The sequence below is a fragment of the Parabacteroides sp. KHUB-03 genome (assembly GCF_056640975.1).
In genome coordinates, this window is the sequence record NZ_CM153257.1 from 113,970 (window position 1) to 139,321 (window position 25,352).

Annotated in this window: 20 protein-coding genes and 1 tRNA gene; 6 read left to right on the forward strand and 15 right to left on the reverse strand. The window is 41.4% G+C overall.

What is annotated here, in order from left to right:
- Positions 1-535: 535 nt before the first annotated feature.
- From porN to ACYIB7_RS00500, 11 genes are all read right to left on the reverse strand, one after another.
- Positions 536-1,624 carry a type IX secretion system ring subunit PorN/GldN gene (porN, locus tag ACYIB7_RS00450; RefSeq protein WP_103983220.1) on the reverse strand — a complete coding sequence of 363 codons (1,089 nt, stop codon included), beginning with the start codon at positions 1,622-1,624 and terminating at the stop codon, positions 536-538.
- Positions 1,625-1,628: 4 nt separating this feature from the next.
- Positions 1,629-3,197 carry a type IX secretion system motor protein PorM/GldM gene (gene porM / locus ACYIB7_RS00455; RefSeq protein ID WP_103983221.1) on the reverse strand — a complete coding sequence of 523 codons (1,569 nt, stop codon included), beginning with the start codon at positions 3,195-3,197 and terminating at the stop codon, positions 1,629-1,631.
- Positions 3,198-3,226: 29 nt separating this feature from the next.
- Positions 3,227-4,270 carry a type IX secretion system motor protein PorL/GldL gene (porL, locus tag ACYIB7_RS00460; protein WP_234999320.1) on the reverse strand — a complete coding sequence of 348 codons (1,044 nt, stop codon included), beginning with the start codon at positions 4,268-4,270 and terminating at the stop codon, positions 3,227-3,229.
- 41 nt (positions 4,271-4,311) lie between these two features.
- Positions 4,312-5,736, reverse strand: coding sequence for a T9SS ring complex lipoprotein PorK/GldK (gene porK, locus ACYIB7_RS00465; protein WP_103983222.1), 1,425 nt, complete (start codon positions 5,734-5,736; stop codon positions 4,312-4,314).
- A gap of 3 nt (positions 5,737-5,739) precedes the next feature.
- Entirely contained in the window at positions 5,740-6,684 is a 945-nt protein-coding gene (locus tag ACYIB7_RS00470) for a PorP/SprF family type IX secretion system membrane protein (RefSeq protein WP_103983223.1), read from the reverse strand.
- A 153-nt stretch (positions 6,685-6,837) separates the two neighbouring features.
- A complete protein-coding gene (locus ACYIB7_RS00475; RefSeq protein WP_005633363.1) occupies positions 6,838-7,059 on the reverse strand; it encodes a DUF2795 domain-containing protein in 222 nt (73 codons plus the stop codon).
- A gap of 71 nt (positions 7,060-7,130) precedes the next feature.
- Complete coding sequence (locus tag ACYIB7_RS00480) at positions 7,131-7,694, reverse strand: cob(I)yrinic acid a,c-diamide adenosyltransferase (protein ID WP_103983224.1); 564 nt, start codon at positions 7,692-7,694, stop codon at positions 7,131-7,133.
- 11 nt (positions 7,695-7,705) lie between these two features.
- Positions 7,706-8,497 carry an O-methyltransferase gene (locus tag ACYIB7_RS00485; RefSeq protein WP_103983225.1) on the reverse strand — a complete coding sequence of 264 codons (792 nt, stop codon included), beginning with the start codon at positions 8,495-8,497 and terminating at the stop codon, positions 7,706-7,708.
- 118 nt (positions 8,498-8,615) lie between these two features.
- Entirely contained in the window at positions 8,616-9,956 is a 1,341-nt protein-coding gene (locus tag ACYIB7_RS00490; RefSeq protein ID WP_099463959.1) for a TolC family protein, read from the reverse strand.
- Positions 9,953-13,015, reverse strand: coding sequence for an efflux RND transporter permease subunit (locus tag ACYIB7_RS00495; protein WP_103983226.1), 3,063 nt, complete (start codon positions 13,013-13,015; stop codon positions 9,953-9,955). The genes ACYIB7_RS00490 and ACYIB7_RS00495 overlap by 4 nt, the downstream gene beginning before the upstream one ends.
- 18 nt (positions 13,016-13,033) lie before the next feature.
- Positions 13,034-14,134 (reverse strand): efflux RND transporter periplasmic adaptor subunit, encoded by a 1,101-nt coding sequence (locus ACYIB7_RS00500; RefSeq protein ID WP_103983227.1) that lies wholly within the window; start codon positions 14,132-14,134, stop codon positions 13,034-13,036.
- Between the two features lie 206 nt (positions 14,135-14,340).
- Between ACYIB7_RS00500 and ACYIB7_RS00505 the strand changes: the two genes are divergently transcribed.
- On the forward strand, positions 14,341-15,888 hold the full coding sequence (locus ACYIB7_RS00505; protein ID WP_480337756.1) for an ADP-ribosylglycohydrolase family protein: 1,548 nt from the start codon (positions 14,341-14,343) through the stop codon (positions 15,886-15,888).
- A 56-nt stretch (positions 15,889-15,944) separates the two neighbouring features.
- Here ACYIB7_RS00505 and ACYIB7_RS00510 read toward each other — a convergent pair whose 3' ends face one another.
- From ACYIB7_RS00510 to ACYIB7_RS00520, 3 genes are all read right to left on the reverse strand, one after another.
- Positions 15,945-16,310 carry an RNA recognition motif domain-containing protein gene (locus ACYIB7_RS00510; RefSeq protein WP_103983229.1) on the reverse strand — a complete coding sequence of 122 codons (366 nt, stop codon included), beginning with the start codon at positions 16,308-16,310 and terminating at the stop codon, positions 15,945-15,947.
- A 26-nt stretch (positions 16,311-16,336) separates the two neighbouring features.
- On the reverse strand, positions 16,337-16,780 hold the full coding sequence (locus ACYIB7_RS00515; RefSeq protein WP_099463954.1) for a cold-shock protein: 444 nt from the start codon (positions 16,778-16,780) through the stop codon (positions 16,337-16,339).
- A 196-nt stretch (positions 16,781-16,976) separates the two neighbouring features.
- Positions 16,977-18,074, reverse strand: coding sequence for a BF3164 family lipoprotein (locus tag ACYIB7_RS00520; RefSeq protein ID WP_103983230.1), 1,098 nt, complete (start codon positions 18,072-18,074; stop codon positions 16,977-16,979).
- Positions 18,075-18,371: 297 nt separating this feature from the next.
- On the opposite strand from ACYIB7_RS00520, the gene ACYIB7_RS00525 reads away from it, so the two are divergent.
- From ACYIB7_RS00525 to ACYIB7_RS00545, 5 genes are all read left to right on the forward strand, one after another.
- The gene (locus ACYIB7_RS00525) at positions 18,372-19,178 is read left to right on the forward strand and encodes a KilA-N domain-containing protein (RefSeq protein WP_480337758.1); all 807 of its coding nucleotides are present in this window, start codon (positions 18,372-18,374) and stop codon (positions 19,176-19,178) included.
- 440 nt (positions 19,179-19,618) lie between these two features.
- A complete protein-coding gene (locus tag ACYIB7_RS00530) occupies positions 19,619-22,351 on the forward strand; it encodes a DNA gyrase/topoisomerase IV subunit A (protein ID WP_480337760.1) in 2,733 nt (910 codons plus the stop codon).
- Positions 22,352-22,354: 3 nt separating this feature from the next.
- Positions 22,355-23,227 (forward strand): DUF3316 domain-containing protein, encoded by an 873-nt coding sequence (locus ACYIB7_RS00535; protein WP_480337761.1) that lies wholly within the window; start codon positions 22,355-22,357, stop codon positions 23,225-23,227.
- Position 23,228: 1 nt separating this feature from the next.
- A complete protein-coding gene (locus ACYIB7_RS00540; RefSeq protein ID WP_480337763.1) occupies positions 23,229-24,254 on the forward strand; it encodes a S41 family peptidase in 1,026 nt (341 codons plus the stop codon).
- Positions 24,255-24,351: 97 nt separating this feature from the next.
- Positions 24,352-24,433: transfer RNA gene (locus ACYIB7_RS00545), tRNA-Leu, on the forward strand.
- Positions 24,434-24,811: 378 nt separating this feature from the next.
- On the opposite strand, the gene ACYIB7_RS00550 is transcribed toward ACYIB7_RS00545, so the two are convergent.
- Positions 24,812-25,141 carry a hypothetical protein gene (locus ACYIB7_RS00550; protein WP_480337765.1) on the reverse strand — a complete coding sequence of 110 codons (330 nt, stop codon included), beginning with the start codon at positions 25,139-25,141 and terminating at the stop codon, positions 24,812-24,814.
- Positions 25,142-25,352 lie beyond the last annotated feature (211 nt).

The following is a 25,352-nucleotide window of genomic DNA, read 5'->3' on the forward strand; positions in this document are numbered from 1 at the left end:
GCTCAGTCGTGAGCGTGAAACGGTTCCGATCGCTTTTGTTTGTTCCATAACTTTGAATTTAAAGAGTTAATATTAGGTTGAAAATTGAGAAATCTGTTCTGTAGAGGCTCTGTAGGTGTACGGAGGTATCACCGGAGCTCCGGCAAGGGTTTTGTAGGGGTACAAAATGGCTGCCGGCTCGTCTGTAATGGTTTTGTAGGCCTACAAAATGGCCGCAGCTACTCCGGTAATGGTTTTGTAGGTGTACGGAGGCTCCGCCGGTGTGTTGGTGATACTTTTGTAGGTGTACGGAGGTTTTCCGTGTGGTACGGACACACGTTTTCGGCAGGCTGCAAGGGCAGCCTGCTATGTTTTGATTGTTTTTTACGTGAAAAAGGCGGGTGGAGGAAAGGTTACGTTTTTTTTGCAAAATTTCCTTCTTCATGAAGAAGGACTGCGGAACATACATGTTCCGCAGATATATGTCTTATACAAGGAATGTATTTCATCTTGTTTATGAGATGTTGCGGGGGCAAAGATAGGGATTTATAAATTATTATCGTCTGCGGCGTACGCTTTTTACGGGAGCGGAACGTTCGGCTTTCGGAGCTTTTGTCTTTACTGTTTTTTCCTTGCTTGCTTTCGGGGCTTTTTCGGCTGAAGCACCTGAGTTGCCGCGAACGGATGCTTTGCGTGCCTTCTTGTCGGCCTTGGCATCTACTACTTGTGCGGTGTCGGGTTGCAACCAAAGGGATTTCTCGAATGCTACCAACTGGCCCTCGATACGGTCTTGTTCGCGTTTCAAAGAGTCGGGGGTAGGGCAGTAGGCTTGCAAAGGACGGTTCATCAGGTTTTGAGTCTTGATGATTTCGCCGTCAAACATGCGGCGGCGGAAATAGTCGTCCATCGTAAACGTCATGGCATTGTTTATGTTAGATGTCATGATGTAAGCCGTATTGATATACGGGCGGATGTTTTCGTAGGGTAGCCAGAACATCGGCATGGTAGTTTCTCCCATGTCTCCGTTGGAAGTAAGGATCGGGCAGATAGCCAGTGTCTTTACATCGAATACAGAGTTGTTCTGGTCGAAATACCAGGCTTCCTTTATGTAATAGGATCTGACATCTTCGGAGGGTACGTCGCTTTCGTTGATAACAAACATCGGTTCGCCTCCGTTTTTAGCCGGTACTTCTTCATACAGGATATAGAAACGGTCTAACAATTCTTTGAAGTTTACCTGATGGGCTTCGTCAAATTGTTCGTAGCCATCGAGATACTCGTATGCCTTAATCTTATTCTCGCTCAATAGCTGGAAGATAACGGAGAAAAGATTCATTTGTCCGTTCATAGGACGTACCGGATAGTAGAGCGGGGCATTTTGCTCTTTTGTCAGGTCTATCTGGCGGTAGATAACACGCATCCAGGGGGCATTGCCTATCTCCTGTGTCATGCGTTCATTCATTTCCTGGGCACGGACGGTTAGTTCGGGCAGGTTGCTATCTTTTTTTACCTCGCGTTCACCACGGGTGGCACGGGGGCTTCTTCTTTGCTGCGTATTAGCGCCGCCTTGTTCTTCCTGGGCTTGCAGGGTGCCGCTTATAAACAGGGCGCCAACAAGGGCGAGTATGTAATAAAAACGTTTCATATCTTTAGTTTACAATTACTTCAATGGTAGGTATGGTACGTTCGATACCGTCCGGGCCTTTGGCTACTACACGGGTAATGTAGAAACGTTTGCCCTTGCTCAAACGGCGGATATAATCTTTTTGCCGTTCGGAGAAGTTCGTGCCTTGCGATACTTCGGGGATGGCGTTGCCCATCGAATCGAAGAAGGTAAGTTCGAAACGTAATACCGTATATTTTACATTTAACAGATCATCGTCTATAGCTGCTTGTATGCCGTCGGCTTCTACCAGGCTACGTTTGGCTATCATACCGCCACGGAACTTGCGCATGTTGCCGTTCTGGTCTTTGTATTCGATGAAAGGCAGCGGATCGGGCAGGGCACGTACACGGAAAGAGGTCTTTGCCATTTCTACATTGCGGCCGTCGGCCATGCGGGCGTTTACCGATATGATTGCTTCTGTTCCTACTTTTGAAGGGCGGGCTTCCCACTGGTCTCCCTTGCGTGTCAGTGTGCCGTTGGTCATGGTGGCCGTAACATTACCGCTCGGTACGCCGGGCACGGCGATACGGATGGGATTGGCTATTCCGGCATATAATACGTTCATCAGCATTGGAGCAACACTGGCCATCGGGTCGGTAACGAAGTATTCGCTTTCGAACTCGCGACGCATCACACTGCCGTCTCCTCCGGGCATTTCAATATATCCCTTGATAGGGAATGTTCCGGTGGCGCCGGTGTTGACGGTGAACACGCCCTCATTTGCTTCCGGCAACACATTGCCGTTTACGTATATGGTAGGACGCTTTGTCGAGTCTACGGCCGATAGTACGATGTTGGCTTTATACTGGCTTCCGCGCATCACGATCTGGCTTTGCGGGATAACCTGTGCGGTGATCTGGTTTACGCGATAGTCTTTTACGTCTACACTGCTCAGCAGATTGGACAATACTTCGCCTTCGGCATAGCGTACGTCACTTTGTATTTTAGTAAGCAGTGTAACGGCGGCGGCTACCGGCATGTTTTCGAAAAGCGCCTCTTCCCAGGTGCGGGTGTTGATACCTGCCTTGTGAGGCGGCGTGGTGCTGAGGTTTGCTTCCAGTATGCGTGTTTTTACCGTATCGTCTATCATGTTGCCCATCATAACCCGGTAATTGTCTATTGAGGTTCTCAGCTTCTTGCCTTCTCCGTTTATAGGAGACAGCATGATGCGTGAAGGGGCTTCCAGATCGTCTTTATAGTTGATGTTGTTTACATCGCCATTCTCGCCGTCGGCTGCTTTCACGATACGTACTTTCAGGTCTTGTATGTAGTTAAAGAGGCTGTCGGATGCTTGTTGCACCTGTTTGCTCTTTTCGTACCAGACTTGCACCTTTTCAGGGTTCGACTGGTAATAGGTATCCATCTCACCGGCCACTATTTTGTTGCGGTGTGAGGTGTTGTCTATAGAGGTTCGCAAGCTACCTTCCACCAGCTCGAAGCCGTCGAGCACCTCGGACGACACGTTGAGTGCCATCATAGCGATGAACACCAGATACATCAGGTTGATCATGCGCTGACGGGGCGAGTTGGGATTATTTGATATTCCTGCCATTGTATTCTTATTCTATATTAAAAGAGTTGTTATCTGGCGGACTGTTGTCCGGGATTGTTTGTATAAGGGGGTTGCTGCTGCGGCTGGTAACCGTATGGCTGTTGATAGCCTTGTTGAGGATAAGCCGGTTGTGCGGCACCCATTCCCATGTTTACGGTCATTGCTTGCAACAAGCGGCTGTATACATTGTTTAGTTCGGCCAACTGGCGGGTCATCTTTTCCGTTTCGTTGCGGAATACGGAACTGTCTACTACTGACCCGTCATACATGTCGCGGATACGGTTCAAACCGCCGTTGATATGTTCGATCGATTCGATTTGCGAACTGATGCTCTTTAACTGTATTTCGTAGATGGTATTCAAGCCGGAGATGTTACGGTTGAGCAGTTCCATCTGTTGCACATAGCCGCGTGAATTCTGGTTGATACCGTCCGAATTGTCTGTGATTGTTTTGTATGAGTTAAGCAGCGTGTCGGAAACGTTTGTAAGCGAGTTGGTCACCTGACTGAAGCGTTCCATGTTGTCGGACATGCCCGAAAGTTGTTCCAGGTATTTTTGGGTAGCTTCGGTAAGCTCTGCCATCTTGGAAATCTGCTCGGCGGCTCCGCTTAGCTTTTTGATGCTTTCGGACAAATTCTTTGTGTCTTCTTCAGATACGTCCAATGCACCCAGACCGGATACGCTTTTTGAAGCCGTAGCCGAGATATTGATTTTGGAAGGAGCACTGTCGTCGTCGTCTTCCATATTGTCGGTAGAATTTATCATGGTTGCGATGGTAGTGTTCGAAAAGTCCGGGCGATCCATCGGGTTTTTTGATTTCAGTACAGGGAATACGTCTTCCCAATGGTATTCTTTTGACGGATGCTCGAAGGCTGAGATAAAGAATACAATAGATTCGGTTATCATTGCCACAAACAATATCTGGTTGGCATACGGCAAGTGCAACAGTTTAAACAAGGCACCCAGGATAACGATAGAAGCCCCCCAACTGTAGAGGAAGTTCAATACGCGTTTTCCTTTATCACTGGAGAGGAACATTTCCAATCTGTTCTTGTATCTTTTATACTTTCCCATCGTATTTTATTGTCTTAATTGATTCATAAACCTTATTTTATTTATTTGCCTTTGGAGCGTGAGAAACCGATCTGTGTGCGTGCACAACGGAATCCGATGTACGAACGGGTTTCGTTCTGGTATTCGAATGTGCGCATATCGGAGCGGACAAATTGTGACACATCTTTCCATGAACCGCCGCGTACCACTTTTTTCTTCATAGCATAAGGGTCTTCCTTAGCTGCGTTATAGCGCAAGTCCGGATTCAAGTCGCTCATTTGGCTCGGGCCTGATTCCGAATAAGAGGTTGAAGTCCATTCGGCTATGTTGCCGGCCATATCGTACAAACCAAACTCGTTCGGAGAGAAGGAACCTACACGCGAAGTAATCAGGTGTCCGTCCTCTGTATAATTACCTTTGCCGGGTTTGAAGTTTCCTAAGAAACATCCTTTGCTGCTTTGTAAACCATCGCCAATCCAAGGGAATTTGCGGTCGTTTTTACCTACACGGGCTGCATATTCCCATTCGCCTTCGGTTGGCAGGCGGAATGGCTCGATAGCTTGTCCTGACGGTAAATTTAATGATTCTTTATACAGGTTGGTGCGCCATACACAGAATGCGGTTGCCATTTCCCAAGAAACGCCTACTACAGGATAGTCGTCATATCCAGGGTGGTTGAAATACATACGCATGTATGGCTCGTTATAAGCATTGTTGAAGTCATTTACCCAACATGTCTCATCAGGATAGATGTTCACTATTCGAGTGTGTAGGAAGTCCCACGGGCCACTCAACGGACGGGTGATCGTTTCGTTGATAATGTTTCCTTCGTCATCGATGTAGGCTGTATCTTTTGAGATCATAACCACTTCGTTCGGATCTACCTTGATATCAGTGTTACGTACGCGGGCATTCGGATCAAGCTGGTTCTTACGAAGGGCTGCTGCTGTATAGTCATACCATTCATATTTGAAGTTCATCAGCTTTTCATCCAGTTTCTTTTCGCCGGTAATGGGGTTAACGTAGTATACGCTTTCAATGGCACGTAGCTCATCTTCGTTAGGACGCTTCCAAGGAATAGGACGGTTCCAGTCCAGATGGGGAGTTACAGGTTCGCCATACCGGTCTTCGGTAATCTTGAACAGATCGTTGCCTCCGTAAGCAGGGTCGGCCAGACGTTCGCGAATAATGGAGTCGCGTACCCAGTAGACGAACTGACGGTATTTGGAGTTGGTTATTTCGGTCTGATCCATCCAGAATGCGTCGAAAGAAACCCCTTTGGTTTCAGGCGTGGTTCCCCATAACGAATCTTTATCGGACGGTCCCATTTCAAAAGAACCTCTTTTAATCAATACCATTCCATAAGGTGACGGTTCGTTGAAGGCAACCGTTCTTACACCTGTTACTTCACCGCCTCCGCCTCTTAGCGATTTTCCGCATGAGGAGAGTAAGGCTACTGCCATAAGTACTAATAATACTTTCTTCATATACTATAATATACGTACACTTTTGTGTTTGTTTTTTCCTGTTTTCGTTTTATTCAACTTCAACCTGTATTTCACCATCACTTCGTGGCTTCCGCTGGTAGCCTTTCCCAATATGGTAGTTGGGAAATCGTAGGCGTATCCTACATCGAAGCGTCCGATCGTTGCTCCTAAAAGGAGTGCCACCGATTCGTTTATACGCCAGGAAAAACCTCCATTAAACATTTTATTATATACCAACCGGGCGGTAATATCTGTGTGGTAACTTTGGAAGTTAGTCAACAGGAATACTGACGGCTGTAATTCATACAACGGATTCTTTAACTGAATATTGTATCCACCGGTCAAATTAAACGTTCTGCCGATAAAAACATAGGAATTTTCTTCAAGCTGCAGCTCCGGCTCGGTTAAGTGCGAGGCTCCAAGTCCTACATAAAAGTGTTTATGGGTGTAGTACAGACCGAAGTTCATGTCCAAAGCCATAGCCTGGCTTTTTGTGGTAGGAATAGCTCCGTCTATTTGTTGGTGGAAATTGCTTTCTGGGATATATACATTCGTACCGTCGAACGACTGGTTGACGATACCGAACTGAATACCGGCACTGATAGTTCCGCCGAATAGTTTTCGCTTATAGGCATACTGACCTGAAACGTGGGTGTTTTGGAATAAACCTACACTTTCGGTAAATATTAAAAGGCCTACTCCATGGTTGGTTTTCCCTAAGGTAAGAGGCATATCCCCATATACGAAAAAAGAGCCTGGAGCACCGTGTATGCCCAACCATTGCTGGCGATATATTGAGAAAAGATTAAGATCTTCAGTCGTACCGGCATAGGCGGGATTGTAATATCCCATGGCCCGGAAGTACTGGCTGAACTGCGCGTCATATTGTGCCCGTACAATATTAGTACAGGTACAAAGTAGTATGATAAGCAGAAAAATTCTCTTCATAATCATTCTTAGGGGGCTACACGTATATAGTAACTGCAAAAAATGCAATAAATTGTATTTCCCCGTGAAAAAACGAACGAGGCAGGGACTGAAAGCCTCTACCTCGTGTTTTATCTTTATTGAATAGTTGTCGATAGTCAACTATCAACAGACTTAATATTCTTCTTCATTGAAGAAGAAATCTTCTTTACTTGGATAATCGGGCCAGATATCTTCCATACACTCGTAAATTTCACCTTCATCTTCCATTTCCTGCAAGTTTTCGATTACTTCCAGGGGTGCGCCTGAACGTTGTGCATAGTCAATAAGTTCATCCTTGGTAGCTGGCCAGGGTGCGTCCTCCAGTTTTGAAGCTAATTCTAAAGTCCAATACATAGCTGTCAAGTATTAATAACTGCCGTAGCAGTCCGGTTTTCAAATTTTGCGCAAAAATAAAACATTATTTCTTACTTGCAAGTATAATCCCATATAATTTCTTTACCATTATTTCTGATACATTCCTTTCGTGCCAGAACATACAGGTAATCAGATAGTCTGTTTATAAAAATTAATACAGGTTCTTCTACTTCAGCCGTTTCTGTCAAACGGTAAATTTGCCGTTCTGCCCGACGGCAAACGGTTCTGCATACATGGGCTAATGCGGCAGAGCGGCATCCTCCCGGCAGGATAAATTTACGTAACTTCGGCAGGTCGCCATCTATCCGGTCTATTTCATCTTCTATACGTTTGATGCTTTCCGGGGTTACCTGGCTTTCTATCTTTAGCTCGGTGGTGGTCTGGTCTGTTGCCAAATAAGAGCCGATAGTAAACAGTTTATGCTGGATGAATGACAGGAAATCCAGGTCTTTCTGGTCTTCCAATGAAGACATAAGCAGGCCGATAAAAGAGTTTAATTCGTCTACCGTTCCATAACTTTCAATGCGTTGATGCGCTTTTGAGACGCGTTGCCCTCCTACCAGTGAAGTGGTTCCTTTGTCGCCTGTACCTGTATAAATAATGCTCTTTTCCATATGCTATATATTTAAAAATATACTATATAATTTCGTTTGTGTAATTTCTTATTGAAGATAACGATACCTAAAGAATACAGATCGATAGTAACCGTTACTTCGGGATGTGCACATATTTCATTCCAGAAGCTCCGCATTTTACGGCTCGATTTAATACCTTCAAATACGAAAACGGTGTCGTTATGAATATGTTTTATACATTCATTAAACAACCAGATATTATTTTGTTGTTCATACAAAGTGTTGAAAAATACAAAATCTAATTTATCAAGATCTTTCAATGCCTGAGGAAGCAATTCTTTATAGGAACCGGTACGAAGATCTATTGTGTTATGAGAAGCCTTGCCGAATACCCATTGGGCAATGGAAGCAAATGCTGGAATGTTTTCCAGTGCAATGCATTTCAATCCGTTGGCGTAGGAGGTAAGATATAATGTAGATAAACCCATGGCAGGGCCTAACTGTAATATATTTACTGATTTAAAATGGTTGGTTAATCTGAAAAGCAGAGCTCCGTGTTTAGGTTTTATGGCCTCGCGCTCCACGACCTGGGCGATGGTGCGGCTTTTTATTTTTTCTTGTTGCCGTTTGTCAGGGTAAGTAACAATTTCTTCCTTAAATAAGAGCTGTTTTCGGATGAGTTCTATATCGTAGAAGCTATAATATGGGCATTTCTCTTCGATAACTTTGGTTATCAGATTGAACACAAAAGGAGAGTGTACCCCGAAACCTTTCCTGTAGCGTAGGCCACGATACAGAAGCAGTCCTTTTCTCCATGTATTAGCTTTGGGTATGATTTGCATTGTAATAATTCGTCGATTGAGTGCAAAAGTACGAACTTCCCGATCATTTCCTAGTCATCGGGATGATTTATAAAAACACCAGAGCTTTTTTTATAAAATGGCCAGGATCGTTACTCTCTTATTCGCTGGCTTTTTCGGGATCGGGTGCTATGTAGTTCAGAATCTGTCCGCTAAGTTGTAGTAAGGATATCTCACATATCTTAGTGGAATATTCGGCGATAGACTGACGCTCTTCCGCTTCCAATAAACTGTTTTGGGCTTCGCGAAGCTCTATTCCTGATAGTTCGCCTAATTTATAGCGGTCTATGGCAATCCGGTAGTTTTCCTGGGCTGCTACCAGATTTTCTTTTTCCAGTTTCCATAATTGAAGGTTATTCTGGTAAGCCATCCAGAAATTACTCAGGTTAGCCCGTAAAGATAATTCCAGCTCCTGGGTACGTAGTTCCTGATTCTTTATCTGGATACGGGCATTACGTTGTTCCCTGCGGCGGTTTAAACCGTCAAAAATATTAATGCCAACCGTTAGGCCGTAATTCAGTCCGAGACGCTTTTGTAAATCAGTAGTTCCTACTTCATACCAATTGGCCGTATAACCATATCCTGCATTCATTTTTACGTATGGATAATTACGGCTTTTGATCTTCTTATAATCTAGTTCGGATAATGTTTTATTCTTTTGTGCGATCAGTAGGGAGGCATTGGTAGCTAAAGTGTTTTTCCATAATTCCACTTCATCTAAAAAAGGATTCGGATAAATTAATGAGTCTTTTATCTGTATTTCTTCCTCGACATCTTGCAAGGCCATTAATTCATTCAGACGGATACGTGAAGTATGAACTACCTCCAGTTGATTCAAGACGTTGGAACTGTCGGCGTTGAAATCGACTTTAGCCTGTTGTAAGTCTAACCGTGACATAGAGCCGATAAAATAGCGTTCTTCCACAATACGCAAACGTTCACGTGATAGGTCTAATGTAGAGCGAAGATTGTTTAAACGAATCTTTTGCCGTATCAGGTTGTAATATTCGCTTGAGAGATTGGCAACAAAATCTTCAATAGTCATTCGGGTATTCAGTTCTCCCATGCGTTGCAGTTCTTGCAATTTTGAGTAATTTGCCTGGATGCCGAACCCATCGAAAATAGTCCAGTTGAGGTTTAGCCCAATATTGGCCGTTTCGTTATGTACACCATTATTTTTTTCGGTGCTGCCGTCCGAAAGTTTATTGTTGTTGTTATTGAGCGATCCGCTGAATCCTCCGTCCATATCTATCGTAGGGAGGTAACCTGCATTTCCTAAAGTTGCATTGTTGTTATTTATCTGTTGTTCGTTACGGATAATATGGATGGAATAATTTCGTTCCAATCCGGTTTCAATACATTGTTTCAGGCTGAATGTCTGTTGTGCGTACATAGTAGGTATGGCACAAACAAATGATAATATTATAAAGAATCGTTTCATACTGTAGTATTGTTAACAGGTAACTGTTCTTTGTTGTTTTTCTCCCGGTCGGTGGAAATAAAACTATACATGGCCGGCACGATGAATAAAGTAAGTAAGGTAGAAACCAGCATACCTCCTACTACTGCAACCCCCATAGCTATACGTCCTTGTGCTCCTTCGCCTGTAGCATATACCAGGGGAACTAGTCCAAGAATAGTTGAGACACTGGTCATAAGGATAGGGCGTAAGCGTTGCGTTGCTGCTACCCGGATAGCTTCGGGCAGACTAGCCCCGGCTTCCTGCCGTTGGTTGGCAAATTCTACGATAAGAATACCGTTTTTAGCCACCAGACCAATCAACATAATAATACCTATCTGGCTGAATATGTTCATGGTTATACCAGAATAACTCATAAATATCAGGGCTCCAGAAATGGCTAAAGGCACTGTGAACATAACGACCAACGGATCTTTGAAACTCTCGAACTGAGCTGCCAGTACCAGATAAATCATTAATAAAGCCAGAATTAAAGCAAACATCAAGCTGGAAGAACTTTCGCGGAATTCTTTGGATTCTCCCGAAAGAGCCGTACGGAAACTTCCGTCTAATGTTTCGCCTGCGATCCGATCCATTTCATCCAACCCGTCACCAATCGTATATCCTTTGTTCAATCCGCTGGAGACAGTGGCTGATACAAAGCGGTTATACCGGTACAATTGCGGAGGCGCCACGTTTTCTTCCAAACGAACCACGTTGTCAAGCTGAATCATAGCTCCGCTATTGCTACGTACATAAATGGATTTCAGGTCTAAAGGTGTATTTCGTTGCTGACGGTTTATTTCGCCTAGTATCTGATATTGTTTTCCGTTCATATAATAATACCCCATTCGCTGGCCGCTCAGGGCATATTGTAATGTCTGCGCAATATTACGCGTACTTACTCCCAGCAAAGAAGCTTTATCGCGGTCGATAATAATACGCGTTTCCGGTTTAGTGAAACGTAAGTCTACATCGGCCATCTGGAAAACCGGACTTTCATTCACCTTTTGCATGAATGCTGGTAGATGTTCTTGCAACTTTTCTAAGGTAGGCGCTTGTAGTACATATTGCACGGGCATACCGGCGCGACGCCCGCCGAAAGTAGATTGCTGCCGTACGAATGCACGCGCTTTTGTTTCTTTTCCGACTTCTCCGGACAGTACATCGGCAATCTCCATTTGCGAACGAGTACGGTCTTTTATATCCGGCAAGATGAGATTTAAAGAGCCTCCCCCATTCCATGAACGGGTCATAACAGCCTGGCGTTCGGGGGCGACGGAGTCGGCAATTTGTTCGATACGGTCGGCATAATCGCGGATGAATTCGAATGTAGCCCCTTCCGGGCCACGCATGCTGACGGAAATCATGGAGCGGTCTTCCAAAGGAGAAAGCTCCGAACGAATATTTTTCCAGAAATAACCAATAGAGCCGGATAGAATAATAACAATCGGTATAGCCCACAACTTATGGTTCAAGAATCCGTTCAAAGACTTCGAATAGATGCGGTTCATGCCATCGAAAAACGGTTCGGTCTTATTGTACAGCCAATTTTTTTTCTCACGCTTTTTTAATAGCTTGGTTGCTAGCATCGGTGTAAATGTGAGGGCTACAAAAGAAGATATAGCCACAGAGCCGGCAATAACAATGCTAAATTCCTTAAATAGTCGCCCGGTCATCCCTTCCATGAATACGATGGGGAGGAATACCGATATCAGTGTGATTGTGGTGGAAATAACGGCAAAAAATATCTCTTTGGAGCCTTCTATACCCGCTTCTTTGGGTGACATACCTTTTTCTATACGGACATAGATGTTTTCGGCAACAACGATAGCATCGTCTACTACCAACCCTACCGAAAGTACGACGGCCAACATGGTTAGTACGTTTATGGAGAATCCCGCTATGTACATAACAAAGAAAGCGCCAATCAGTGATACGGGGATAACCACTACAGGAACCAATGTAACACGCCAGTCACGCAAAAATAGGAAGATGATTAACACTACCAGGATGAAGGCTTCGTAAATAGTTTGTTGAACTTCATTGATGGAGGCACGGATAAAACGCGTGTTGTCGTACATCATCTCTACCGTAACGTCTTCAGGCAGATCTTTTTTCAATTGTTCAATACGTTTGTAGGCTTCGTCGGCAATTTCGATGTGGTTCGCTCCTGGTTGTGGGATAATAACATCGATTACCATCGGCTCACCGTTCTTTTTCAGCAAGCTGCGCAAATCCTCCGGAGCCAGTTCTGCCCGGCCTACGTCTTTGAAACGTACGATACTATTTTCATTCTCTTTTATGATGAGATTATTGAATTCTTCGGCCGAATGCATTAATCCCAGGGTACGGATAGATAGTTCCATTGTATTCCCTTCAATACTGCCGGACGGAAGTTCCACGTTTTCCTGGTCTACTGCATTTTTGATATCCAGCGGCGTAACGCCGTATCCTGCCATTTTGATCGGATCCAGCCAAAGACGCATCGAATAACGTTTTTGTCCCCAGATGTCTACGGCACTCACATTTTCGATTGTTTGCAACCTCTCTTTTACTGTAAGTTCTGCTATTTCGCTTAACTCCATCAAAGAGCGTTTGCTACTTCGTATGGCAATCTGCATAATGGGAGATGCATCCGCATCTGCTTTGGACACAGTGGGAGGGTCACAATCGCGGGGCAGGTAACGTTGTGCACGCGATACTTTGTCGCGGACGTCATTGGCAGCAGTTTCCATGTCTACTGAAAGTTCGAATTCTACAGTGATGCGGGAACTACCCTGACTGCTGACACTACTTAGCGAACGGATACCTGGAATACCGTTGATGTTCTGTTCCAAAGGTTCGGTTATCTGGTTCATGATAACATCGGCATTTGCTCCCGGATAGGAAACATTTACGGAAATAATGGGTTGGTCTACGCTAGGGAACTCACGCACACCCAGAAAACGGTAGCCGATAAAACCAAACAGTAAGATGACAAGCATCATTACTGTGGAGAGTACCGGGCGGTTAATACTGGTTTCAGATATATTGGCCATAAAACTACTATTCTTTTGTTAATCTAGATTATCAATAGATACCTTCATTCCTGTACGCAACTGCATTACTCCGGATACGATTAATGTATCTCCGGATGTTAATCCGCTCAATATCTGTACACGGTCTTCCGTACGTAATCCTATTTTTACTTCTGCAGGCTCGGCAACTCCGTTTTTATAAAGATAAACGATATCTTTTCCCATTTCCGGGATCAGAGCTTCACTGGGAATAGCAAGGGCATTTTTAATTTCGCGCCGGGTAATTTCTACTGAGGTATAACGTCCTGGCAATATCGATTCGCCGGTATTAGGATAGGTTGCCCTGACCCGTAAAGTACGGGTGTCTGTGTCTACTTTACTTTCTACTGCATATACAGTAGCCTTGTAATCGTGTAACAGGCCATCTTTTTCCATACGGAACACGATTTGGGAGCCGTCTTTTACTTCGGAGGCATAGCTTTCGGGTATGGAAAATTCTATTTTTAAAGGAGATATTTTGGTCAGTTTGGCAATAACGGAGGAGGAGGATGTAACGTAGGCTCCTTCGCTGACTGAACGAAGTCCGATAATACCGTCGAACGGCGCGCGCAATTCGGTTTGAGCGATATTGGCTTTTACCAGTTCTATATCGGCCATTAGTTTTTCATATTCGGTGGCAACCTGTTCATACGCCTCTTGGCTTACTGCATCTTTTTCAAGTAAAGTATGCTGGCGATATACGCGGTCTTTTGCCAAAGGAACCTGAGCCTCGAGCTTTTTTAGTTGAGCCTGCAGAGGTTTGTCGTTTATTTTTGCCAGCAGGTCACCTGCTTTGACATGGGTTCCTTCAGTAAAATAAATGGCTACCACTTTGCCGGACGACTCGAAAGCCAAATCTACTTCTTCATCGGGCAAGGTGCTGCCGGTACTTAATATCTTGTCGGTAAGCGTTTGGTATCTGAGGATTTCTGCATTAATATTCAGAATCCGTTTTTGAGCAGTTGCACCCGGTGTGGAAATTGTAACATCTTTCTGGGCTTTAGATGCGATATATTTACTTTTGAATTGAGGATACACAATCATCCCGATTATTAACAAAATAATTGCACTGGTTACACTCCATTTAACTCTTTTTGTCATGATCTTTTCTTACTTTTTCTGTAAATCTCAATTGTTTTTGCGAAGATACGCAACAGATTGGAAGTTTAGACGAGCTGTAAGTAAAAAGGTTTAATCTTAATATTGTTTTTTGCCTGTTTGTTTATGTTTTCTGTATGTGAAAATACACTTTTTTGTTTTATTTTTGTAGCTCATTGTTATGCTGTTACAAATAAATGAATACTGTTATGAAAAAAAAACAACTAAACATCTTTTGCGCATGCATTGGCTTGCTTTTGTTTATCGGGTGTGTTAAAAGCAATAAGGAACCTGTCCGGATTGAGAAAAAAATGAGTAAAGAGACTCTTTTGGATAAGATAAAGGGAGGATGGGCCGGACAAACAATCGGTTGTACTTTCGGCGGGCCAACCGAGTTTAAATTTAATGGCGTCTTTATTCCCGATTATGTGGATATCTTATGGCCTGATGGTGCTATAAAAGGCTATTTCGATACTTTTCCCGGGCTTTATGATGACGTATATATGGATCTGACATTTGTACAGGTATTTGATCGTTTGGGGTTGGATGCCCCGGTCGATTCTTTTGCTATGGCTTTTGCAAATGCTGATTATATGTTATGGGCTGCGAATCAAACAGCACGGTATAATATTTTGAATGGAACGATGCCTCCTGCTTCCGGTCATTGGTTGTGCAATCCGCATGCTGATGATATCGATTTTCAGATTGAAGCAGATTTTTCAGGCTTAATGTCGCCGGGGATGCCTAATACTGCAGCCGGAATATGTGACCGGATAGGGCATATCATGAATTATGGGAACGGTTGGTATGGAGGTGTTTTTGTTGGGGCGATGTATTCGTTGGCATTCGTTTATGATGATATTGAACAGGTGGTAAATGAAGCAATCAACATTATTCCGAAAGAAAGTACATTCTATCAATGTATTACGGATGTAATCCGTTGGCATAAACAATATCCTGACGATTGGAAACAAGCTTGGGCTCAATGTAAAATTAAGTGGGATAATGACAAAGGATCGCCTCATGGTGTGTTTAACTATTATAATATTGATGCTGTCATAAACAGTGCTTATATTGTGATCGGTTTATTGTATGGTGAGGGAGATTATGCCCGTACTTTGGAAATTTCGACCCGGTGCGGTTTTGATTCCGACTGTAACCCGGCTTCGGCAGGTGGAATTTTAGGTACGATGTTAGGTTATAGTAAAATTCCAGAATATTGGAAGAAAAATTTATATGAAGTAGAAGATTTGCCGTTTGCTTATACAGATATTTCTCTTAATAAAGTTTATCAGCTAAGTTATAATCAAGCTTTGCAAGTGATAGAGCGGAATGGTGGAAAAATAGAAGATGGTGAAATAGTTATACATTGTCAGACACCCGAACCTGTGGCTTTTGAGGAATGTTTTGCTGGTCATTATCCAGTGAAAAAAGAATCAGTTAATAAAAATCTGCAGGATTGGAAAGAATTTGAGTTTGATGGAATCGGTTTTGCGGTTACGGGCGCTGTATCAAGTAATGATCCTAAGTATGTAGCTCGGGTAGAGACTTATATTGATGGCGAATTGGTAGAGACGGCTCCGCTTCCGGCTGATATGATTCGTCGCCGGGAAGATCTTTTTTATAAGTATCAACTCCCTAAGGGTGTGCATAAGGTTTCTTTTAAGTGGTTAAATCCTCAGCCTGGTGCAACTATAAATGTATATGATCTGGTACTGTATTCGGATAAACCGAAAGAACCGGTTCGTTATCAATAGAAATGAAAACGCCGTTCCGGATTTTCCGGAACGGCGTTTTGTGTTATGAATAAGAATTAATATCTTCTACGGCTATAATCATCGCGATTGTTATTTCCATAACCACCACCGCGGTTATTTCCGTAACCACCGCGATTACCACCGCGGCCGCCGCCGAATCCGCTGCCCGCAGGTCTTTCTGTTCTCGGACGTGCTACGCTTACTGAAATTGTTTTGCCTTCAAAATTTGTATCGTTCAGCTCTTCAATAGCTTTTTGCCCTTCATTATCGTCTGGCATTTCTACGAAACCGAAACCGCGTGAACGCCCTGTTTCTCTATCGGTAATAATATTAGCTGAAGTTACTTCGCCGTACTGTGAAAATAAATCCTGTAAGCTGTCACTACTTGTGCCATAGCTTAAATTTGAAACATAAATGTTCATCTGCTTTTGTAAATTAAAATTGTTGTTTATTTAATGATCGAGATTCGCACGGCGTTCATTCCTCGCGTACCACGTTCTATTTCAAATATCACTTTGTCGCCTTCTGCAATCTCTTCCGGAGCTGCAGAGATATGGAAGAAGTATTTTTCTTTACTTTCCGTATCTATTATAAAACCATAACCTTTTGAGCTGTTAAAATGTTCTACCAATCCATTAAATTCGGTAGGTTGTTCTATCTCTGTTTGCTTTGGAACCGATACAAGGATTTCGGAAGCGTCAATTTCTTCTTTAGGCATAATATCCTGGGGGGTAGAGTGGATAAGTCCGTTTTCATCCACGTAAGCAAGCATTTCTTCAAAAGAACGACTGCCCTTATTGAGGCGTTCTTCTTTTTTCTTTAGCTTTTCTTCTCTTTTGGTTTGTTTTAGTTTTTCTCTTTCCCGTTTCCCGGATGTTATTCTTTTAGCCATTAATTAATTTGTTTAAAGGGGTATACAAATGATGTCAATTTTGATAATGGAAAATCCGCTGTTACAGTAAAACGGAATTAAACACTTACAAAGAAGATTCAGAATAAACCCGGTTGTCAATGTTACAAAGGTATGGATATTATTTTGTTATTCACTTAAATACTCTTGATTTATTTTTGTTTGATTATATTATTATTCATTTTCTATGAGTATTAACAGGTGGTAAATCATATACATATAGAGGTTCATCATCGAAAACACTTAAAACGTATAGTTTATTTCGGGATTCATCAACCGAGAGATAGCGAGTCCGTTTATTGATTTGTATAGTCCGGATATAGTTTCCATCATAGTCATATTGTTCTATTGAAAAACAAAATTTATTGTCTTTTTTATCATCTTCAATAACATCTTTGGGAGTTTTGCCACTGTATAGACAATATATATATTGCTCTCCTAATGATACATCTAAGTAATATGATACAGAGGTTATATCCAGCCAGTCTTTTATATCATTATGTTTTTTATGCTGATCGGGATACTTTATAATAGTACATGTATTTGTTTCTAAATTGAAGATATGTATTTGCCGGAAATATTGGTAAGCATAAACTAATATCTTTCTCACGGGATTAATTTCTAAACTGCCTATATAGGCACTCCATACATGTACTTGAGGGTCTAACGCAAGATTATATATTCGTGTTTTTGTCGTATCCCCTGCATGGTAACAGTATAAACTATTTCCGCTTGTCTCATTTTTAGCCATGTAGGACATATTGCCTGAAGAAACAAGTTTCATTGTTTCTCCGATATTTGTCCAGATAGAGTCTAGGTGTATATTAAAATCATTGTCGATCAAAAAATGCCTGTAAATGCCACTATCATAAACTTCGCCAATAAAACCGGGACAGTTTCTGAAACCGGAAAAATCGGGATATAACATTTCATTCGGTCCGTTTCCTATTATTCCGAACTTGCCTATTCTCTTTTTCTCTGACAATGAATAAGCTAAAAAGTAAGGTTCATTTTGAGTTACTGCATTTTCTACAATGCACGTATCTCCTTTGACAAATATGCGGCCTGCAGGTTTTATGTAACCTTCCCTAAAACGGATGTGATATCCTTTTAAAACAGGAGTTTGAATAACAGGTTTATTTTCCATATTGATAATTTCTCCCGAAAAGGAATTGTTCTTTATCGTTTCATTGGGTACATGGGTACATCCTGATATAAATACAGAAATAAAAAGAAGGGAAATACCAGAAATGTGTTTTATTTTTGTTTTTTTCATATGATGGGCTGTACTATTTTAGATTTTCAAAGGTTTGATACAACTATTTGAGAAATAAACATTTAACGGAGTATTTGAGAAATAGAGGTAACGAATTAGCAACCGTGCGAATTTCAGCGATTTTCAGTGCTATGCTGTCAAATAACTCTTTGTATTTACAAAGTTACAAAAATTATTCGGAAAATAATGCCTACTATCAAAAAACTGCATCCTATCTTTGTAGATAGTCCATTAAAAAGAATGCAACCTCACAAATTACAGCTACCTTTGTGATTGAAACTCAATGCATCAATTACAATGGTAAAAATTACCGTTCAAAATACAGATATTAGCGTTGTCAAGTACAATGAAGAAGACTATATCAGCCTTACAGACATGGCAAGGAGCCAACTGCAAGAGCATATTATTTTCCGTTGGCTTAGCCTTAAAAGCACTATCGAGTATCTTGGCGAATGGGAAATGTTGTATAATCCCGATTTTAATTGTACCGAATTCGGTACAATTAAAAATGCGGCAGGAGGCAACAATTTTGTGCTTTCGGTGAAAACGTGGATAGAACGGACCAGTGCAATTGGCATTCGTTCTAAGGCTGGTCGTTACGGTGGCACATATGCACATCGGGATATAGCATATCATTTTGGTATGTGGATTTCTCCTAAATTCCAATTACTTCTTGTTAAGGAGTATCAGCGGCTAAAGACAGAAGAACAAAGGCTACTCGGTTGGTCAGCGAAACGTGAATTGTCGAAAATCAACTACCGCATACATACTGATGCCATAAAGCAAAACCTTATTCCGATGGAAGTCACACCGATACAGGCAAGCATTATTTATGCCAATGAAGCTGACGTGCTGAACGTGGCGATGTTTGGTATGACAGCAAAACAATGGAGAGAAGCGAATCCCGAACTGAAAGGAAACATCCGTGATTATGCTACTATCAATGAACTTATTTGTTTGTCGAATATGGAGAATCTAAATGCTGTGTTTATCGAACATGATATGACACAAAGGGAACGTCTTGTTAAACTAAACCAAATAGCTATCCATCAAATGAGCATATTGGAAAGTAATGATAATCAAAATCGTAAGCTGTTGAAATAAAGAAGTTACAAAACTATATTACAGCGAGTTACCGACAGCTATGCAAAATTACGCAAATCACAGAAACATAACCATTTAGTAAGAAATCCGCACCCGTTACGGGGGGTAATGAGGTGGTAACTGAACTCTTGCGTAGTTTGGCCTCATGTTTGTTTTTCGTTGGCTCTGCTCAATAGAAAAATAAAGCGTAACGAACGCTGTTTCAACCAATTCGCTACACTTTGCTCAAATTTATATTTCCGCTATGTGTTTATTTTAAATCATCAGGATCATTTTATAAAACCATCGGGATGATTTTCCAAAAACATCCCGATGGTTTAAAATATACAATTAAGCAGGGATCGTAAAACCGTTGAAAAGGAAATGTTGTATGGGGGAACTTCCGGTTTTTATTATTTCCGTAATATTTTATATATTTACACCCTATTATAAAGGATTGTATGAAACCAGAAGATATTACGGAACAAGAAGACAGACAGGAGCTAGAAGAGACGGACAGCCAGCCGGTAACTGACGGAAATCAGGATACAGCAGAAGAAACCAACCAGGAAACCCATTCGGAATATAGAGTGCCTACAAAGACGGAGGGACGTGTGACCTACCATTTATCGGGTATGTATCAGGATTGGTTCCTGGATTATGCATCGTATGTTATTTTGGAACGTGCTGTTCCGCATATCAATGATGGGTTGAAGCCTGTACAACGCCGTATTCTTCACTCCATGAAACGCCTGGATGACGGGCGATATAATAAAGTGGCTAATATCGTGGGACATACGATGCAATTTCACCCGCATGGCGATGCTTCAATTGGTGATGCGTTGGTACAATTAGGGCAGAAAGATCTGCTGATAGATTGCCAGGGTAACTGGGGGAATATTTTAACGGGAGATGGCGCTGCAGCTCCCCGTTATATAGAAGCTCGTCTTTCTAAATTTGCTTTGGAGACAGTTTTTAATCCGAAAACTACAACCTGGCAACTTTCGTATGATGGACGTAATAAAGAACCGGTAACGCTTCCGATTAAATACCCCCTGCTTTTAGCACAAGGAGTGGAAGGTATTGCGGTAGGTTTGTCTTCTAAGATATTACCACATAATTTTAATGAACTTTTAGATGCTTCGATTGCTTACCTGAAAGGAGAAGGGTTTGCTCTTTATCCTGATTTTCAGACGGGAGGGTATATCGATGTTTCCAAATATAATGATGGAGAGAGGGGGGGATCTGTAAAGGTTCGTGCCAAAATCAATAAACTGGATAATAAGACTCTTGTCATTACTGAAATACCATACGGGCGTACTACCTCTACTTTGATAGAATCGATCCTGAAGGCGAACGATAAGGGTAAAATTAAAATCCGGAAAGTCGATGATAATACGGCGAAGAATGTGGAAATACTGGTACATTTGGCAGCCGGTGTATCATCTGATAAGACAATTGATGCACTTTATGCATTTACGGATTGTGAAATTAGCATCTCGCCGAATTGTTGTATTATTAAGGACGAAAAACCTCATTTTTTGACAGTGAGCGATGTGCTCCGTCATTCAACGGATAACACGTTGGTGTTGTTACGTACCGAACTGGAAATCCAGAAAGTGGAGCAGGAAGAGGCATTATTTTTCGCTTCTTTGGAACGAATTTTTATAGAAGAACGTATTTATAAAGATAAAGCATTTGAAGAGGCAAAAGATATGGATGCGGCAATAGCTCATATAGACTTACGTCTGGAGCCGTTTAAACCAAATTTCATAAGGGAAGTAACCCGTGACGATATCCTGAAATTAATGGAAATCAAGATGGGACGCATCCTGAAATTTAACTCGGATAAATGTGATAGCCTGATAGCCCAAATTAAGGAAGAGATAACGCGTATTACTAATCATTTGAATAATATTGTAGCGTATACTATCGATTGGTTTGCTATGCTGAAAGAGAAATATGGCAAGAATTATCCGCGTATGACAGAGGTGCGCAGTTTCGATACGATTGAAGCGACCAAAGTTGTTGAAGCTAACGAAAAATTATATATTAATCGTGCCGAAGGATTTATAGGCATGGGGCTGAAGAAAGATGAATATATTTGTAACTGTTCTGATATAGACGATATTATAATTTTCTACCGGAATGGCACTTATAAAGTGGTGAAGGTTAGCGATAAAATGTTTGTCGGCAAAGATATTTTATATGTAAATGTATTTAAACGTAATGATAACCGTACGATTTACAATGTTGTGTATCGTGACGGCAAAGCTGGTTGTAATTTTATCAAACGCTTTGCCGTAACAGGTGTTACGCGTGATAAAGAATATGATGTAACAAAAGGTACGGAAGGCTCGCGCGTACTTTATTTCAGTGCTAATCCGAATGGAGAAGCAGAGACAATTAAAGTGATACTGAAACCTAAGCCTCGCCAGAAGTTGCTTGTGTTTGAAAAGGATTTTAGTGATATTGCCATTAAAGGACGTGCTTCGATGGGTAATATCCTGACAAAAGCAGATATACATAAGATTTCTTTGAAACAGAAAGGTTCTTCTACTTTGGGAGGCCGCCAGGTCTGGTTTGACCGGGATGTTTTACGTCTGAATTATGATGGGCGCGGAGAAGAACTGGGCGAATTCCAGAGCGATGACCTGATTTTAGTAATTTTGCAAAATGGAGATTTCTATACGACAAATTTTGATCTGAGTAATCATTACGATACCAATATCCTCATAATTGAAAAATTTGATTCTAATAAAGTCTGGACTGCAGCACTTTATGATGCCGATCAGAATTATCCTTATCTGAAACGGTTTCAATTGGAAGCCGGTAGCCGGAAACAGAATTTCCTGGGTGAAAATCCGAAAAACCGTTTGTTTATTCTGACAGATGAAGCTTATCCCCGTTTTGAAGTGATATTTGGCGGCTTGGATTCTTTCCGTGAACCTTTGGTGCTGGATGCAGAAGAGTTCATTGCGGTGAAGGGATTTAAAGCGAAAGGAAAGCGTATCACAACATTTGGAGTGGAAACTATTAATGAACTGGAGCCGGTACGTTTTATTTCGTCTAAGGAACAAGGAGATCATGAAGAGAAAAATAATGGAAATGGACAGGATGAAGAAGCCGATGGAAAAAGCGATTCAGATATTCTGGACGAAATTACAGGACAGATGAATTTATTTGAAAAATAGCCTATGAGACGAATAATTGGTTTGCTGACGGGATATTTTCTTTTTGTGGCGATTTTGCCTGTGGTGGCACAGTCGGAAGAAAAAGGGGACTATTGGACGGTAAATGAAGGAACGATGATCGGGGCGGGACGAATGCATTTAATGGATACGTATCTGACACCGGGAAACGAGGTTAATTATACTGGCTGGACTTTGCGTGTCATGGATGAACGCATGAAAAGAGTCAAACTGGCAAATTATAAGGTAACCCGTCAACAAATTGTGAGTCTGGATGGTGGAAAGACACTTAACCCGGCGGGAAGTGCGATAGATTATGCTTTGTTCTTGGATTATACTTTAGGGTATTATTATAATTTCCCCGTTTTTGTGCCCGGATTAAAATTATTGGCCGGAGGAGCCGGAAATTTATTGGCCGGATGTATTTATAATACACGAAACACAAATAATCCGGTATCGGCAAAAGCCGATATCGATTTGAACCTGTCCGGAATGGCAATTTATAATTTTCGGGTCAGAAATTATCCTGTCACATTCCGTTACCAGCTGATGGTGCCGTTTGCAGGGATTTCTTTTGCACCACATTATAACCAATCATATTATGAGATGTTCGGGTTAGGAAATAATTCGGGGATGGTTCATTTCAATTCTTTCCATAATAAGTTTGCTATGAAACATTATATTACTGCCGATTTTCCGGTAGGCTGTCTGACAATTCGGATGGGGTATTTGAATAGTCGATACCAGACAGAAGTAAATCAAATAAGCAGTCATATTATAACGCATACTTTTATGCTCGGTTTCGTAAAGGAATTTGTGGCTTTCGGAGGTAAACGCGCAATGAACAATAAACACACATACAAGAGTACTTATTATTAGAATGAAAATACGATACTATATATTGTACGGTTTGCTTTTGCCCGTTATTCTGTTTTCAGGATGTGAAAAAGCAGATGAATACGTTTCATCTCCAACAGCTAATTTTGAGGCTTTATGGAAGATAGTGGATGAAAACTATTGTTTTTTTGAATATAAGGATATTGATTGGGATGAAGTGCATGAACGTTACCGTGTACAGATTTCGGATACAATGAGCCGGTATACCATGTTTGATGTTTTGGCAAGTATGCTGAACGAACTGAAAGATGGACATACAAACCTTATATCATCTTTTGATATGTCCCGTTACTGGGCTTGGTATGAAGATTATGCTCCGAATTTTTATAAAGATATACAAAGCCGTTATTTAGGCACTAATTATAAAATTGCAGGCGGATTGAAATATACCCGGTTGGCAGATGACGAATTCGGGTATGTTTATTATGGCAGTTTTTCCAGTGGGGTAGGTGAAGCTAACCTGGATGAAATGTTCTTGTATTTTAAAGATTGTAAGGGGCTCATTTTTGATGTACGGGATAATGGAGGAGGTTCGTTGACTTATGCCGATCGTATTGCTGCCCGTTTTATGGAAGAAAGGATGCTGACAGGATATATACAGCACAAAACGGGGAAAGGCCATGCCGATTTTTCCGATCCTTATCCTATCTATTTATCTCCAACGATGGATCACGTACGTTGGTTACGCCCTACTGTGGTGTTAACAAACCGTCATTGTTTTAGTTCTGCAAATGACTTTGTGCAGAAAATGATGCTGATGCCTTATGTTACGGTAATTGGAGACAGAACCGGAGGTGGAAGTGGCTTGCCATTTACTTCTGAACTTCCGAATGGGTGGAGTGTCCGATTTTCTGCTTCTCCGATGCTCGATGCAAGTAAGCAGAATACAGAATTTGGCATTAATCCGGATATTAATGTCCAGATGACTTCGGGCGATATCCAGCGGGGCAAAGATACTCTGATAGAGTCTGCAATATCTTTCCTTAAAGAACAGACAAATGGCAAATAAAAAGGTGTAAATGGTAAAACTTTACTTTTGTCATAAAAACTTGTCTGAAATATTTGTGTATTATTAAAAAAGAATTACCTTTGCACCGCAATCAAAAGCGGCTGTGGTGTAATTGGTAGCCACGCCAGACTTAGGATCTGGTGCTTCACGGCGTGGGGGTTCGAGTCCCTTCAGCCGCACTTCTTGAAAAAGAAAAAAAAACTTGCAAATCCCTGAAAATCTATTGATTTTCAGGGATTTTTTATTTCCTGAAACATACGAAAAAGCAGAATGATGCGGATTATCAAATCTATAGGGATTTGGAAATTGATTGATTTTCCAACTGGTCATATCAACTTTGTGATCATATTTTTGGGGATTATGAGTCTCATGTTTTAATAGCATTGACAAATATGCAGCTTTGGCAGCGCACTGTTGTGCAATTATGTCATTGAGGCTTCCAGAAAAATGAAGTTTTTAATAGATCTTAGCCCTCTTTCTAAGATTGCCCATTGACAATCCATAACTTGTTCTTTGCGACCTATAGATAGTGAATGAAAAAAATATCATCTAAAACGTCAGATTTGGTATGTATGTATGTTTTTTCTATATTTAAGCTCGATAGTACAGAAATTATCAAAAACTTTTCTGACAGTATTAATGTTTTCAATATGATCAAATATACATGCAACGTCATACATTTGTTTTATGATCTCCATTCCCATTTCATTATTATTCTTAATATAAGGAATTCCTGTTGTTTTTGGTGCAAATGCTGTTAATTTATCTCCAAGGATATTGTCTAAATTTGGTGTTCTGACCAATCTCGGGGAGCCTTCTATTAATAACAATGCACTATTGATAGGAGTTTCTATGATATTTTTATAATGTATATCTTCAAATAACACATCTAATAAGATGAATTCTTCTTTTTGTGTAACCTTTCATACCTTTTTATCTTGGGAAGTATATTAAAACTGCGGATATAAATTTACGTACATTTTTTACTTTGAAATGCTGATTTTAAATGTTAAATTTAAACGTTTTTAGTTCTATTGTATGTAGTTTTATACAGACTAACACTTTTTGGCTATAGGGGCCTTGGGGCTTAACATATAT